Genomic DNA, 15778 nt, shown 5'->3' on the forward strand with positions numbered 1-15778 from the left:
TATGAAAGCATCTCATTTAAGAGCCGTGTTGTTCGGCATTCTCGGATTATTCGCCTTCTCAACCGGTGCACAAGCGGCGGAACGTGTGGTCGCTACGGTAAACGGCGCGCCGATTTTGGAAAGTCAGGTAAAACGTGCATTAGGCAAAAAAGCGAATAGCGAGGTCAATCGTCAAGCAGCGTTGAATTCGATTATTGACGATATTTTGGTTAACCAAGCGATTAAAGAATCCGGCGTAAAAGTCAATTATGCGCAAGTAGATCGCATTATCGAAGGAATTGCGGCGCAAAACGGCTTAACTTTCGGGCAATTATTGGATGCGTTGGATTATCAAGGTATCAGCTATCAACGTTATCGCCAACAAATTGCTAATCAGTTGTTAATGTCCGAGGTGCGCAACCAAGCGATTGGTAAAAGCGTCGATATTTCCCGCGAAGAAGTGCAGGAATTAGGACAAAAAATGTTGCAACAAGCGAGAGAAAAAGGCACTGAAAAGAAAGTGACCGGAACCGAATATCAAACTCGTCATATTTTGTTGAAATTAAATCCGCTATTAAATGATGCCCAAGCTAAAGCGCAACTGAGCCAAATTCGTGCGGATATTCAATCCGGCAAAACCACGTTTGAACAAGCGGCGTTACAATATTCGAAAGATTATTTATCCGGTGCGAACGGCGGGAATTTAGGCTTCTCCTTTCCGGAAGCTTATGTAGAACCTTTTGCCAAAGCAATCCAAACCACTAAAAAAGGCACGATTTCCGCACCGTTTAAAACGGAATTCGGCTGGCATATTTTGGAAGTGACGGATACGCGCGAGGGCGATAGAACGCAAGAAGCCTATATGCAAAAAGCTTACGAAGAAATCGTCAACAAGCAATTAAAAGAAGCGTCGAAAGACTGGGTGAGCGCCTTGCGTAAACACGCTGACGTAAAATATTTTAACTAAGCGAAAGCTTGTGAAATCCCGACGCAAATGTCGGGATTTTGTTTTATAATAACGGCAAATTTTTTTATTTTATTGAGCAAATATGTTTCAACACACAGAGCATCACAAGAGCGAGACCCTATGTGTTGCCCTGAATTGGAAGAGGTTACGCCTCTTCCAATTAAATTATCCGCCGTAAATGGCGGGGTTTCAACCATAAGGTAGATATTTGATGAATTCAAACAGACATTTAGGCCATACCGCGCGTAAGCGTTTCGGACAAAACTTTTTACACGATGAGAGCGTGATTTACGGCATTGTTGCGGCGATTTATCCGCAAAAAGATCAATTTTTAGTTGAAATCGGACCGGGGTTAGGCGCATTAACCGAACCTGTTGCCGAAAAAGTCGATCGTTTAACCGTGGTGGAGCTGGATCGCGATCTTGCCGAACGTTTACGTCATCATTCGTTTTTACATCAAAAACTTAACGTCATCGAAACCGACGCAATGCAATTTGATTTCGAACGACTCTATACGGATGAAAAATTGGCGGAGAAAAATCAAAAATTGCGCGTATTCGGCAATTTGCCTTATAACATTTCGACGCCGTTGATGTTCCATTTATTCAAATATCATCACATCATTCAAGATATGCATTTTATGTTGCAAAAAGAAGTGGTGAAACGCCTATGCGCCGCGCCGAACAGCAAAGCTTACGGACGCTTAACCATTATGGCGCAATATTTTTGCCAAGTAATGCCCGTCTTAGAAGTACCGCCGAGCTCGTTTAAACCGGCGCCGAAAGTGGATTCCGCCGTGGTGCGTTTAATTCCGCATAGCGTCTTACCGCATCCGGTGAAGGATTTATATTGGCTTAATCGCGTAACTACGCAAGCGTTCAATCAGCGTCGCAAAACCTTACGCAACGCACTTTCCACCTTATTTTCTGCGGAAAATTTGACCGCACTTGGTATCGATCTTAATGCGCGGGCCGAGAATTTATCCATTGCCGATTATGCCCGTCTTGCCAACTGGCTTGCGGATAATCCGCCGGCGGATACGAATCGTGATGAAATAGCGGATAACGAAACGGAATAAATTATGGCAACTTATTTAGTCGGCGATTTGCAAGGCTGTTATGACGAATTACAGCTATTGTTAGATAAAGTTCAATTCGATCCGAATCAAGACAAACTTTATTTAACCGGCGATTTAGTGGCGCGCGGCGATAAATCGCTGGAATGTTTGCGTTTGGTGAAATCGCTTGGCGATTCGGCACAAACCGTATTGGGTAATCACGATTTGCATTTAATTTCCACCGCACTTGGGATTAAAAAAGTCAAACCGAAAGATCGGGTCGATGCCATTTTCAACGCGCCGGATTTTGCCGAATTAATTAACTGGCTACGTCACCAACCTTTGTTGGTGTATAACGAAGAATCGGATTTCGTGATGACCCACGCCGGCATTTCGCCCGATTGGGATCTCGCCACGGCAAAAGCCTGCGCCAAAGAAGTGGAACAGGAATTACAACAGGGCGATTATCATTATTTAATCAGCAATATGTATGACAGCCTGCCTGATCGCTGGTCGCCGGAACTACAAGGCTTAGAGCGCTTACGTTACAGCATTAACGTATTCACGCGTATGCGTTTTTGTTATCTTGATCATCGCTTGGATTTCGCCTGCAAAGCGCCCGTTGACCAAGCACCGCCGGAACTTACACCTTGGTTTAATTCGGATAATCCGCTGTTTAAAACGCAAAATCTAGTTTTCGGGCATTGGGCGAGTTTGGTGGATACGCCGACGCCGGAAAATATTTACGCACTGGATACCGGTTGCGTTTGGGGCAATCGAATGACAATGTTGCGCTGGGAAGATAGGCAGTATTTCAGCCAAAGTGCGGTGAAAAATTATTAATTTTTATACTATGATCCGACAACGACTTCGTCGTAATCGGTTACTTATAGGTGGGTGGCTTTGCCACCCTTTATCTTAAATAAATCAGGAAAACTAATGTCTCAATTAGATTACATTACCGCTCAATCCTGTGAGCTATTTAACATTCCTTTTTTTCAATTTTCCCAACTGAAAAAGTTCGCACCGGAAACCATCCCGCAAATTAAAGCGGATTACAAACGGGAATGGGAAAATTGGAAACGCACCATTCTTGCCGTATCAAACCGACTGGGCGCGCCTTTTGCCGAACCGCACATTGAAAAATGGTGCAACGGTTGGCAAGTGCGGGCGCATTTTTTCGCTTATTTTAAATATGAATTTAACAAAAATTCCGCCGCGATTTTGTCGGTGATTTTAAATCGCCGTCGCTTACAAGTTTGCTTGGATTGGCATTGCTATAGAGCGGATCGCTCGCAGATTCGACTTCCGCAATATAATCAATGGCTGGAAAATTTTGATTTTAACCGTTATCAAGATTTTGAACTTTGGCAAGGCGATGAAAGCGAATATGCGGATTTTCCTTTGGTAAAAACACTTTCGGAACAAGATTTACAGCTTAAAGATGAAAACAGTTTTTATTGCATTGGTAAAAATATCGAAAAAGCGGAGATCGATCGGATCGATACGGTGGCGTTTATTGTGCAGACGATAGAGGAATTGATGCCGTTGTATGAAAAATGTCATTGTTAATATATTTGTTAGCTTAGGACTTGTTGATCTTTTGAGTTTGGTATTTAAGCAAAAAATACTACTTTTTTATCCTAGCACGGCAAAGCCGTACTAGGTTAATCATAAGTAAGCGGCTTTGCCGCTCATTTTATGGTGGCAAAGCCGCCAACTTATAATTAACCGATTGCGACCTATGGTCGCTGTCGGATAACAAGTTTAATTTAATATGAATTTTGTTCTTAAAAGATCAACACGCTCTAATATTAAGTAACCTTTATGATTAAATTTATCAATGGTGATGCTTATATTTTGAATTACGAAGATTATCATTAGGAGAAAAGAATGCGTAAACCATCACATCCGGGTGAAATTTTGTATGACGGTTTTATTGAACCGAACAATATTAAAATCAAAGATCTCGCCGAACATTTAGGATTTTCTCGCGAAATGTTATCAAGGGTAATTAATGCTAAAACACCTATGACCGCAAATTTAGCTTTAGCGTTAGAAGATGCCGGTATCAGTACGGCAAGATTATGGCTTTCTTTACAGACTAATTATGATGTTTGGCAATTAAAGCAAAAACGCACCGTGCCTTTGGTTAAGCGGTTTGAATTCGGGCAAGTCGTTTATAACTCATAATATTTTATTTATAAGATTGCTTTTTCCTCTTTTTCCGTTATGCTGGAAAGGTGATGTCCGTTATCTGTTCGGCATTAACAAAGTTATATGACAAGTTCTGTTTATACTTAAAGGATTAATCTATGAAAAAACCGCTTTTTTTCACCGCACTTTTCGGTGCGCTTTTCACTTTGCCTTCCGTTGCACAACATTATTCCGATTATCATACCGATTCGCATACTTACGAATTAACCGAAACTTTTGATTTGGTCGCGCCGCAAGGCTCGAAAGGCGAGACGAAACTATGGGTTCCGTTGCCGTTTAATAATGAATACCAAACGGTGAAATTCGTTCGATTCGAAGGGAATTATCAACAAGCCTATGTGACGGAAAATAATACTTATGGCGCGAAAACTTTGTTCGCACGTTGGGATGAAAATGCCGATAAACGCGATTTGAAAGTGACTTTAGTGATTTTAACCAAAGATCGTGAAGTGAAAAAATCCGGTCTGTTGGCGGATTATACACCGCCCGAAACCATTCATTATTCCGTTGACGTTCAACAATATTTACAACCGACCGCGCATATTAAAACGGACGGTATTGTTAAGGAATACGCGGACAAAATCGTCGGTAACGAAACTAATCCGTTGAAAAAAGCCGAATTAATTCATCAATGGATTGTGCAAAATATGGAACGGGATAATTCCGTATTGGGTTGTGGTGACGGTGATGTGGAAAAAATCTTAACCACAGGCGTGCTTAAAGGGAAGTGTACCGATATTAATTCGGTCTTTGTCGCATTGGCGCGTGCGGTGAATATTCCCGCCAGAGAAGTGTTCGGCGTGCGTTTAGGGGCGGCGCCGAAAATGCAGCAATATTCCAAGGGCGCATTCGGTAGCGCGGATGAAAACGGTGTCGCCAATGTCAGCGGCGGTCAACATTGTCGCGCGGAATTTTATTTAGCGGGATTCGGCTGGGTGCCAGTCGATAGCGCCGATGTGGCGAAAATGCGCTTAGCGGAGAAAAAAGCCGTTGATGATCAGGATACGCTTGCCGTCGCCGATTATTTGTTCGGTAATTGGGAAATGAACTGGGTCGGTTTCAATTATGCGCGCGATTTTGAACTTTATCCCGCCGGAGTAATGACGGAATTAAACAATTTCGGCTATCCTTATGCGGAAGTCGGTGGAGATCCGTTAAATTTCTTTGAACCGAAAGAATTTAAATATGAATTTATCTCTAAAAAATTACAATAATCGTATTATCGCGCTATGTGTAACCGCTGTTTTTGCAGCGGTTATGTCAACATTATGCTGCATTGCGCCGCTGATTTATTTGTTATTCGGCGTATCGTCCGTTTGGTTGGTGCGTTTGGATCAACTTGATTTCTTGCGTATACCAATGTTGATTTTGTCATTGGGCATATTTGCTTACGGCGTATGGTTACTGTTTTTTTCTAAGAAAATTCTTTGCACGAAGTATATTTCGCGTAACGGCTTAATGGTTTTATACGGTATAACCTTTATCGTTATTTTATTTTTCTTGTTTTATCCCACAATATTACCTTGGTTTTTGGAGGAATAATGTTTAACAGATTGATTATGTCGGCGCTTTTGTTGCTTTCATATAGCGGGTTCGCTGCGGCGGAAACGGAAAAACACCTAAAACTTCAAATTCCGGAAATGACGTGCCAACTTTGCGCCTATTTGGTGAACAAAGAATTGCGAATGATAGAAGGAGTGATCTCAACCAAAGCGGATATAAAATCCCATTCGGTCAACGTTATCGCGTTGAATTCACTGAATAATCAACGATTAATCGACGCTATCGAAAAATTACATTATACCGCCGAAATCACTGAAACGGAGTAGCTTAAAAATAATGTGAAAACGACCGCACTTTGCAATAAATCGAGCGGCTGAGAACCGCTAGCGCCATAAGTTGCTGTCGAGCAAAAATTTCCTTTCTAAAAAGACGTTGCTATTTTCTAAGCATACGCTTAGTATATATTTAAGTTATAATTGTATATATCGGAGTTTGCTATGATGACAAGAGTATTTCAAAGCGGAAATAGCCAAGCAGTTCGTATTCCTTTCGATTTTCGTTTAGATGTGGATACCGTTGAAATTCTCCGCGGAGAAAATGATGATATTATTTTACGTCCGATCAAACCTAAAGCGGATCTTGAGTTTCTTGCTTTGTTTGATGATTTTGACGAAAGTTTTATTAGCGCGTTAGAAGATAGAGATATTGCACCGCCACAAGAGAGGGAGTCTCTATGATTTATATGCTTGATACGAATATATTGATTTATTTAATGAAAAATAAACCGATAACCGTAGCAGAACGAATTGCAAAACTAAATTCGCAAGATCAACTGGTGATGAGTTTTGTGACTTATGCTGAATTGTTGAAAGGTGCAAACGGTAGTAATAATCCGGAACGCGCATTAGCGACTATTGCGCGCTTATTGCAACGAATTTCCGTACTTTACCCTAATGCTAAAACTTGTGAGTATTATGGCGAATGGGCGAACAAATTGAAACGACAAGGCACGCAAATCGGCGGAAATGATTTATGGATTGCTTGTCACGCGTTGTCTTGTAACGCAATATTAGTTACGCATAATATAAAAGAGTTTAAACGAATTTCCGTATTAAATTGGCAAGATTGGGCAGAATAATTCCCTATCAATTTCCCTCATTTTACGCTATCCTATACCACATTTTCTATTTCAAATTTATGCCGTATTTTAAGTGGATTTATCCGAAGTGCGGTCACTTTTTTCATCAAAAGGTAAAACTATGCAAGAACAATACCGTCCCGATTTAATTGAGCCGGAAGTGCAAAAATTCTGGGCTGAAAATAAAACGTTTAAAGCGGTGAAAGATCCGTCTAAAGAGAAATATTATTGCTTATCGATGTTCCCTTATCCGTCCGGTCGTTTACATATGGGACACGTTCGTAACTACACTATCGGCGATGTGGTTTCCCGTTATCAACGTATGAACGGTAAAAACGTATTGCAGCCGATGGGCTGGGATGCCTTCGGTTTGCCGGCGGAAGGCGCTGCGGTGAAAAATAAAACCGCACCGGCAAAATGGACCTATGAAAATATCGATTATATGAAAAATCAGCTCAAAATTTTGGGCTTCGGGTTTGACTGGGATCGTGAAGTGACCACTTGCCGTCCGGAATATTATAAATGGGAACAATGGTTCTTTACCGAGTTGTATAAAAAAGGCTTGGTGTACAAAAAAACTTCGACGGTGAACTGGTGTCCGAATGATGAAACCGTACTTGCTAACGAGCAGGTACACGAAGGTTGTTGCTGGCGTTGCGATACGCCGGTGGAACAAAAAGAAATTCCGCAATGGTTTATTAAAATCACCGATTATGCCGAACAATTATTAGGCGGGTTGGATAGCTTACCTGAATGGCCGGATATGGTGAAAACGATGCAGCGTAACTGGATCGGTCGTTCCGAAGGGGTGGAAATCACCTTTAAAGTGGAAAACCGTGATGAAACCTTGTCCGTTTATACCACGCGTCCCGATACTTTCTACGGCGTGTCTTATGTTGCGGTGGCGGCGGGGCATCCGTTAGCGGAAAGTGCGGCGAAAAATAATCCTGAATTGGCGGCGTTTATTCAAGAAGCGAAAAGCACCAAAGTGGCGGAAGCGGAGCTTGCCACAATGGAGAAAAAAGGAATGCCGACCGGTCTTTACGCCGTTCACCCGATTACCGGCAAATCCGTACCGATTTGGGTGGCGAATTTCGTATTAATGCACTACGGTACCGGCGCGGTAATGGCGGTTCCTGCGCACGATCAACGTGACTATGAATTTGCGCAAAAATACAATTTACCGATTAATCCGGTGATTACGCCGGCGGACGGTTCCGAATTGGATATTTCTAAACAGGCTTATACGGAATACGGTATCACCATTAATTCCGATGAATTTAACGGCTTGGATTTTAACGCGACCTTTAACGGCATTGCGGATAAATTGGAAAAAATGGGTGTGGGCAAACGCCAAGTAAATTACCGCTTGCGTGACTGGGGCGTTTCTCGTCAACGTTATTGGGGCGCACCGATTCCGATGTTGACTTTGGAAAACGGCGATGTCGTTCCTGCACCATTGGAAGATTTACCGATCGTTCTGCCTGAAGATGTGGTGATGGACGGCGTGAAAAGCCCGATTAAAGCGGATCCGAATTGGGCGAAAACCACTTATAAAGGCGCACCGGCGTTAAAAGAAACCGATACTTTCGATACCTTTATGGAATCCTCTTGGTATTACGCGCGTTACACTTCGCCGCAACACCAAACCGCAATGTTAGACAGTGACGAAGCCAATTATTGGTTGCCGGTGGATCAATATATCGGCGGTATCGAACACGCCACAATGCACTTACTTTATTTCCGTTTCTTCCACAAATTGTTGCGTGATGCAGGATTTGTGACCTCGGACGAGCCGACCAAAAAATTATTATGTCAAGGTATGGTGTTGGCGGATGCGTTCTATTACACCAGCCCGACCAACGAACGTATTTGGGTAAGCCCGACTAAAGTGACCCTTGAGCGTGATGAAAAAGGACGTATCGTTAAAGCCTTTGATGACGAGGGGCACGAGCTGGTTCACAGCGGAATGACCAAAATGTCGAAATCCAAAAACAACGGTATCGACCCGCAAGAAATGGTGGAAAAATACGGTGCGGATACCGTGCGTTTGTTTATGATGTTCGCCTCTCCTGCGGAAATGACTTTGGAATGGCAAGAATCCGGCGTAGAAGGCGCAAACCGTTTCTTACGTCGTTTATGGAATTTGGTGTTCGAATACAACAAAAATCCGGCACAAACTGCTGTCAATCCGACCGCACTTTCAAGCGAACAAAAAGCTTTACGCCGTGATGTGCACAAAACCATTGCGAAAGTGAGCGACGACATCGGTCGCCGTCAAACCTTCAATACGGCGATTGCGGCGGTAATGGAGTTAATGAACAAATTGACCAAAGCGCCGCTTGCCGACGAACAAGATCGTGCGGTAATGGCGGAAGCCCTAAGCGCCGTGGTGCGTATGCTTTATCCGATTACTCCGCACGTCTGTTTCCAATTATGGAAAGATTTGGGTAATGAACAAAGCATTGATTTCGCGCCTTGGGTGCAAGCGGATGAAAGCGCAATGATCGATGATGAAAAATTGGTTGTGGTGCAAGTCAACGGCAAAGTGCGGGCAAAAATCACTGTGCCTGCGAATATGCCGGAAGAGGGCATTAAACAAGTGGCGTTGGCGGATGAAAACGTGCAAAAATTCTTAGACGGATTAACTGTGGTCAAAACCATTTATGTACCGGGTAAATTATTTAGCTTTGTGGCGAAATAATCGAAATAAAATCTAGGGCGTGCGTTTACGCCCTAAAATTTAAGGAATTCATTATGTTCAAACAAATCAAAACCCTGTTTTTAGGTGCAATGTTTTTTGCCTTAACCGCTTGCGGATTTCATTTTCAAAACGGCGAATTGATTCCTAACGAATTGAAAACATTGACATTCGAAAGCAGCGATCCTTATAGCCCGATGTCAATGGCAATGCGTAAGCAATTACAGCTGAATAATATTAATCTGGTGGATTCTGCCGCGGACGTTGCGACGCTACGCATTAATAAAGTGACGACATCCGATAAAGTCGCATCAATTTTTAAACGCGGACGCGAAGCGGAAAAAGTGTTGATTTTGGAAGTTGAAGCGACGGTGAAATTGCCGAATCAACAAAGCTATCCGATTTCGGCGCAAGTGAACCGCACGTTTTTTGACAACTCGCGCGCGGCGTTAGCGAAATCGGCGGAAAAAGAGGTGATTCGAAACGATATGCGCGAACAAGCGGCGCGTCAGCTCATCTCAAAAATGGTTGCGTTACAATATCAAGTGCAAAAAAGCAAATAATGAACCGCATTTTCACGGAGCAACTCGGCGATTCGCTCAATAATAGATTGGCGTCGGTCTATTATTTGGTCGGGCAAGACCCGCTATTGTTAGCGGAAAGCCGAGACGCCGTTTGTCATAGCGCTTTTTCTCAGCAATTCGATGAAAAAACGGACATCACGGTGGATAACTCGACGGATTGGAACGCCTTATTCGAAGGCGTTCAATCAATGGGATTATTTTTCACCCGCCAAATTATTCTTCTCACTTTACCCGAAAATTTGACCGCACTTTTGCAAGACAGATTGCTCGAATTGGTGAAATTATTACATCCCGACGTTTTACTGATTTTGCAACTTGCCAAATTAACCAAACCGATGGAAAAGCAAGAGTGGTTCATCAGCGCAAATCAATATGAACCCAATGCGATTTTAGTGAATTGTCAAACGCCGACGGCAGATCAACTGCCGCGCTGGATTATCAACCGCGCGAAAAAAATGTCGCTCGCGATTGATGATGACGCGGTGCAGCTATTGTGTTACAGCTACGAAAATAATTTATTGGCGTTAAAGCAAGTATTACAGCTGTTGGCGTTATTGCATCCGGATAATAAATTGACTTATGCCAGAGTGAAAAATGTGGTGGAGCAATCTTCCGTATTTACGCCTTATCAATGGATTGACGCACTTTTGGAAGGGAAAGGGCAGCGGGCGGAGCGCATTTTAGCCGGATTGCGCGCAGAAGATATGCAGCCGATTATTTTGCTGCGCACTTTACAGCGCGAATTGATGACGATCTTAAGTTTAACCCAACCGGCGCAACGCCCGAATAGTATCGATGAACCCTTATCGACGGCGCGATTGCGTGAACAATTCGATAAACTCAAAGTATGGCAAAACCGCCGACCGATTTTTTTACAAGCGATTCATCGTTTTACTTATCGTCAACTTTATTCGATTATTCAACAACTTGCGGATTTAGAACGACAAGCCAAACAAACATTCGACGATAATGTTTGGCAACAACTCTCGGATTTAGCGGCAAAAATCAGTCGTTAACTTTCTGTTTCCGCCAATAACCGTTGAATCAGTTTCGCATTCGCCGGCGGAAATAACCCCGCATCCAACTCGCTCTGTGCGATCCAAGTGCCTTCTTGCCCTTCGCGTCCGAAAGGTTCACCGATCCATTGTTCTACTAAATAAAAATGAAATTGAATGATTTTATGCGGATATTCAAATAAAAATCGCTCGAAAATGACCGCACTTAGGGTATGAATGCCGATTTCTTCTTCCAACTCGCGCATTAGTGCCTGTTCCGGCGATTCGTGCGCCTCCACTTTTCCACCGGGAAATTCAAGAGACTGGGCGAAATCCTGTCCTTCCAGCCGCTGCGTGAGATAAATTTGCCCGAATTCGTTGCGAATAATACCCGCCGCAACTTGAATTATAGGTTTTGTCATTGTGTTTGTTCTCGTTGTTGTATTTTTTGTACTAAGGCTCGATACAGTTTATCTAAAATGTACGTCCATTGATAGTCTCCGGATTGGCGGAATAAACGCACGCTGTGATACCAAGGGCTATCTTCGCGTTGCAAGAGCCAACGAAAATCCGGATGATAACTGAGTAAAATCCACGTCGGTTTGCCCATTGCAGCCGCCAAATGCGCCACCGACGTATCCACGGAAATCGCCAAATCCATTTGCTCGATAAGCCCCGCCGTATCGGAAAAATCGTCAATATGTTGCGACCACAAATGCAAATTCGGGTATCGCTGACTACGCTCGACATCATCGGGCGAAATCGTTTTTTGTAAGCAATGAAATTCCGCCGGCAGCGAAAAGAGCGGTTGAAAATGTGAAAAATTTAAACTGCGCTGATGATTGCGCAAATGTTTATCGGAACCTTGCCACACCACGCCGATTTTAAGTTTTTCGCCGGACGGCAAAGCGGATTTCCATTTTTCGATAAATGTCGGTTGTGCTTGTAAATAGGCGTTCGGATAAGGAATGTTATCCAATGTTGTGGCGAAATAATGCGGCAGGCTCATCATCGACACATAGCAGGTTAACCCGCCGATCGCCGAATTATTGGCTGCATAAGGCACGCCGTGTAATTCGAGATTGTAATTAAGCAGATTTTCCAACGGGCTGTGATTGACCACCACGACATTCATTCCGCGTCGTTTGGCTTCCAAAGCATAACGCACAAACTGAATATTATCGCCGAGACCTTGTTCCGCATAAATCAATAGTTTATTTTGCCCGATATCCTCGCCTTGCCAACGCGGAATCGGCCAACCGGGATCTTGAAAGGTCGCCACATCGGTTTTCCAACGCCATTCATAACATTGCCAACCTTCTTGGTAACGCCCTAATGCATTGAGTAAAAAGGCTTTATTGCACCAAGCCATTGCAAAATTCGGCAAATGGGAAAGGCAATGTTCTGTATCACGCAGCGCCAATTCGTATAAACCGAGCTGTTTTAATAATTCCGCGCGATTATGATAAGCAACAAACCGTTCGGGATAATCAATTAGAAATTGATCGTATAAACGTAGAACATTCAACATTTCCGTTCGGCTTGAAGCGCGATTTTGCAGACTGTGTAATAAGTTAAAACGATAAACCGCGTCGCCTTGTGCGGCAAAGTTCGGCAATAACGCCTCATTTTTCAGTAACAGATCGGTTAACAGCGACAAGCAATCTTGATCATCGGGATAAATAAGTAGAATTTGCTGCAACAAGGCGCACGCTTGTTCATCCGCTTGTTGCGCAATCAGCATTTGCGCGCGCCGATAAAGATCGGAAATGTCGTGATTGTTCGTCATTGTCGTCATTTGTCGTGATAGCGTTAAAAAAGCGCGGTCGAAATTTTTAAAATTTTCACCGCGCTTTGTTTGAAATGATTAAGCTTGTTTTACTCGACTGCCGTGGCAATGTTTATATTTTTTGCCCGAACCGCAAGGACAAGGCTCGTTTCGACCGATTTTTCGCTCACTGTGCGGCATATCGGCTTCGCCTTGTTCTTCGCCCTGTGCGTGATATTGCATTGTTGCCTGTTCACGTTGTGCCGCCTCACGACGCGCTTGTTCCGCTTCGGCGATTTCTTCTTGCGTGCGAATTTGTACGCGGCTTAATGTTGTGACCACGTTCAGTTTCAAGGCATCCAACATATCGGTAAACATTTGGAAGGATTCTTTTTTATACTCTTGTTTAGGATCTTTTTGTGCATAACCGCGTAAATGAATACCGCGACGTAAATGATCCATTGCCGCAAGGTGTTCTTTCCAAAGTTCGTCCAAGGTTTGCAACATCACGCCTTTTTCGAAATTCCGCATTGTTTCCGCGCCGACCAAGCCTTCTTTGCGTTTATATTCTTCCGTCGCAGCTTCGACGATACGTTCGCGTAAGGTTTCTTCGTGCAACGCATTGTTTTCTTCCAACCAATGCGCAACCGGTAAATCTAGCGCAAAGTCTTGTTTTAAACGTTGTTCCAACGCCGGCACATCCCACATTTCTTCCAAAGATTGCGGCGGAATATATTGATCGATCACCGCGTTAAAGACGTCTTGACGGATCACGTCGATAGTATCGGAAATATCGTCGTTATCTAACAAGACATTACGTTGTTCGTAAATCGCGTGACGTTGATCGTTTGCCACATCATCGAATTCCAACAAGTTTTTACGTCCGTCGAAGTTATGGGTTTCCACTTTCGCTTGCGCAGAGGCGATAACTTTCGCTAACAATTTGGATTCCATCGCTTCACCCGGCGTGCTGAAAGCTTTGCGCATCATATTTAATTTACCTTCATTCAGATAAATGCGCATTAAGGCATCTTCCAAAGAAAGATAAAAACGAGAAGAACCCGGGTCGCCTTGACGTCCGGAACGACCGCGTAATTGGTTGTCGATACGACGGGATTCGTGGCGTTCCGTACCGATAATATGCAAACCGCCGGCTTGTTTCACAATGTCGTGACGTTTTTGCCATTCGGCTTTGATTTCTTCGATTTGCGCTTCGGTCGGATTGTCTAACTTCGCCGCTTCCGCTTTCCAGTTACCGCCCAACACGATATCCGTACCGCGTCCCGCCATATTGGTGGCGATAGTTACTGCGCCCGGATAACCGGCGTTTGCGACGATTTCCGCTTCTTGCTCGTGGAATTTCGCGTTCAACACATTGTGTTTAATGCCCGCTTTATTCAGCGCGTCGGATAGCAACTCGGATTTTTCAATGGAAATCGTCCCGACTAACACCGGTTGATTACGCGCGATACAATCTTTAATGTCATCGATAATGGCATTGAATTTATATTGCTCGTTTTCAAACATTACATCGGTGCGATCGTCGCGGATCATCGGACGATTGGTCGGAATTACGATGGTTTCCAAACCGTAAATTTGTTGAAATTCAAAGGCTTCGGTATCCGCCGTACCGGTCATACCGGCTAATTTTTCGTATAGACGGAAATAGTTTTGATAAGTAATCGACGCAACGGTTTGGTTTTCGTTTTGAATTTGCACGCCTTCTTTGGCTTCGAGCGCTTGATGCAAACCGTCCGACCAACGACGTCCCGCCATTGTACGTCCGGTATGTTCGTCCACGATCACGATTTCGCCGTCTTTCACAATGTAATCCACATCGCGTTCAAACAAGGTATGTGCGCGCAATGCGGCGTAAACGTGGTGCAACAAGGTAATTTTTGACGGCGAATAAAGCGATTCGTTGTCTTTCATCAAACCTTGTTTAATTAACCATTGCTCGATTTTTTCCTGACCGCGTTCGGTGAGGTAGGCTTGTTTGGTTTTTAGATCCAAGGTGTAATCGCCGTCGCCTTGGTATTCTTCGGTATCTTCTTTATCTTGCTTGATTAAATTCGGAATCAATTTATCCATTGCAATATAAAGCTCCGAGCTGTCCTCCGCCGGGCCGGAAATAATCAACGGAGTACGCGCTTCGTCGATCAAAATGGAATCCACTTCGTCCACTAACGCATAATGTAAATTGCGTTGGAAACGATCTTGCGCCGAGTGCGCCAAGTTATCGCGTAAATAGTCGAAACCTAATTCGCTGTTGGTGGCGTAAGTAATGTCCGCAGCATAAGCGGCGCGTTTTTCTTCCGGCGGTAAACCGGGAACGTTGACGCCGACGGTCATTCCTAAAAATTCAAACAGCGGGCGGTTGGTTTCCGCATCGCGGCGTGCCAAATAATCGTTCACAGTCACGACGTGAACGCCTTTTCCGCTTAATGCGTTGAGATAGCAAGGCAAAGTGGCGGTTAATGTTTTCCCTTCACCGGTGCGCATTTCCGCGATACAGCGGTTATTCAATACCATACCGCCGATTAATTGCACGTCGAAAGGACGCATTCCAAGTACGCGTTTGCTCGCTTCGCGCACGGTGGCGAAAGCTTCGGGTAACAATGCCTCTAATTTTTCGCCGTTTTGTAGTCTTTCGCGAAATTCCGCGGTTTTAGCTTTTAATTCTTCATCGCTTAGGGCTTCGAATTGCGGTTCGAGTTTATTGATTTTGACGATTTGTTTGTTTAATCGACGTAAAATGCGGTCGTTACGACTGCCGAAAATTTTGGTAACAATAGTGCTTAACATAGTTTTTCTTTTCTAAAATAAAATGAATCAAACGCCGTTCGAATATAAAACGGCAAATGGAAAA

General features: G+C 43.8%; 16 protein-coding genes. 13 read left to right on the forward strand and 3 right to left on the reverse strand.

All coding sequences use genetic code 11. The features are described from left to right. Position 1: 1 nt before the first annotated feature. The 13 genes from CVP04_RS06125 (at position 2) to holA (ending at position 11162) form a co-directional block, all read left to right on the forward strand. Positions 2-946, forward strand: a complete 945-nt coding sequence (locus CVP04_RS06125; protein ID WP_100296630.1) for a peptidylprolyl isomerase — start codon at positions 2-4, stop codon at positions 944-946. Between the two features lie 211 nt (positions 947-1157). Continuing rightward, positions 1158-2024, forward strand: coding sequence for a 16S rRNA (adenine(1518)-N(6)/adenine(1519)-N(6))-dimethyltransferase RsmA (gene rsmA / locus CVP04_RS06130; protein ID WP_100296631.1), 867 nt, complete (start codon positions 1158-1160; stop codon positions 2022-2024). A gap of 3 nt (positions 2025-2027) precedes the next feature. Continuing rightward, positions 2028-2846 carry a bis(5'-nucleosyl)-tetraphosphatase (symmetrical) ApaH gene (gene apaH / locus CVP04_RS06135; protein WP_100296632.1) on the forward strand — a complete coding sequence of 273 codons (819 nt, stop codon included), beginning with the start codon at positions 2028-2030 and terminating at the stop codon, positions 2844-2846. Between the two features lie 96 nt (positions 2847-2942). Beyond that, complete coding sequence (locus tag CVP04_RS06140) at positions 2943-3575, forward strand: HI_0552 family protein (protein WP_100296633.1); 633 nt, start codon at positions 2943-2945, stop codon at positions 3573-3575. Between the two features lie 321 nt (positions 3576-3896). Further along, positions 3897-4196: a HigA family addiction module antitoxin gene (locus CVP04_RS06145; protein WP_100296634.1), complete on the forward strand. Its 300-nt coding sequence runs from the start codon at positions 3897-3899 to the stop codon at positions 4194-4196. A gap of 122 nt (positions 4197-4318) precedes the next feature. Continuing rightward, on the forward strand, positions 4319-5434 hold the full coding sequence (locus tag CVP04_RS06150; protein WP_100296635.1) for a transglutaminase-like domain-containing protein: 1116 nt from the start codon (positions 4319-4321) through the stop codon (positions 5432-5434). Next, positions 5406-5762, forward strand: a complete 357-nt coding sequence (locus CVP04_RS06155; protein WP_100296636.1) for a hypothetical protein — start codon at positions 5406-5408, stop codon at positions 5760-5762. Before CVP04_RS06150 ends, CVP04_RS06155 begins: the two co-directional genes overlap by 29 nt. Next, positions 5762-6049, forward strand: a complete 288-nt coding sequence (locus CVP04_RS06160; RefSeq protein ID WP_423738294.1) for a heavy-metal-associated domain-containing protein — start codon at positions 5762-5764, stop codon at positions 6047-6049. Before CVP04_RS06155 ends, CVP04_RS06160 begins: the two co-directional genes overlap by 1 nt. Before the next feature lie 171 nt (positions 6050-6220). After that, the gene (locus tag CVP04_RS06165) at positions 6221-6460 is read left to right on the forward strand and encodes an antitoxin (RefSeq protein WP_100296637.1); all 240 of its coding nucleotides are present in this window, start codon (positions 6221-6223) and stop codon (positions 6458-6460) included. Next, the gene (locus CVP04_RS06170) at positions 6457-6861 is read left to right on the forward strand and encodes a type II toxin-antitoxin system VapC family toxin (protein ID WP_100296638.1); all 405 of its coding nucleotides are present in this window, start codon (positions 6457-6459) and stop codon (positions 6859-6861) included. The genes CVP04_RS06165 and CVP04_RS06170 overlap by 4 nt, the downstream gene beginning before the upstream one ends. Before the next feature lie 121 nt (positions 6862-6982). Beyond that, positions 6983-9565 carry a leucine--tRNA ligase gene (gene leuS, locus CVP04_RS06175; RefSeq protein ID WP_100296639.1) on the forward strand — a complete coding sequence of 861 codons (2583 nt, stop codon included), beginning with the start codon at positions 6983-6985 and terminating at the stop codon, positions 9563-9565. A 53-nt stretch (positions 9566-9618) separates the two neighbouring features. Beyond that, positions 9619-10125: an LPS-assembly lipoprotein LptE gene (locus CVP04_RS06180; RefSeq protein WP_100296640.1), complete on the forward strand. Its 507-nt coding sequence runs from the start codon at positions 9619-9621 to the stop codon at positions 10123-10125. Next, entirely contained in the window at positions 10125-11162 is a 1038-nt protein-coding gene (gene holA, locus CVP04_RS06185; protein WP_100296641.1) for a DNA polymerase III subunit delta, read from the forward strand. The genes CVP04_RS06180 and holA overlap by 1 nt, the downstream gene beginning before the upstream one ends. Here holA and mutT read toward each other — a convergent pair. The 3 genes from mutT to secA form a co-directional block, all read right to left on the reverse strand. Next, positions 11159-11563 (reverse strand): 8-oxo-dGTP diphosphatase MutT, encoded by a 405-nt coding sequence (mutT, locus tag CVP04_RS06190; RefSeq protein WP_100296642.1) that lies wholly within the window; start codon positions 11561-11563, stop codon positions 11159-11161. The two genes, holA and mutT, sit on opposite strands and share 4 nt — an antisense overlap. Further along, on the reverse strand, positions 11560-12930 hold the full coding sequence (locus tag CVP04_RS06195) for a glycosyltransferase family 9 protein (RefSeq protein WP_243385130.1): 1371 nt from the start codon (positions 12928-12930) through the stop codon (positions 11560-11562). Before CVP04_RS06195 ends, mutT begins: the two co-directional genes overlap by 4 nt. Positions 12931-13008: 78 nt before the next feature. Then, a complete protein-coding gene (gene secA, locus CVP04_RS06200; RefSeq protein WP_100296643.1) occupies positions 13009-15714 on the reverse strand; it encodes a preprotein translocase subunit SecA in 2706 nt (901 codons plus the stop codon). Between the last annotated feature and the right edge of the window lie 64 nt (positions 15715-15778).

The organism is Caviibacterium pharyngocola (genome assembly GCF_002795405.1).
GTDB classification, from domain to species: domain Bacteria; phylum Pseudomonadota; class Gammaproteobacteria; order Enterobacterales; family Pasteurellaceae; genus Caviibacterium; species Caviibacterium pharyngocola.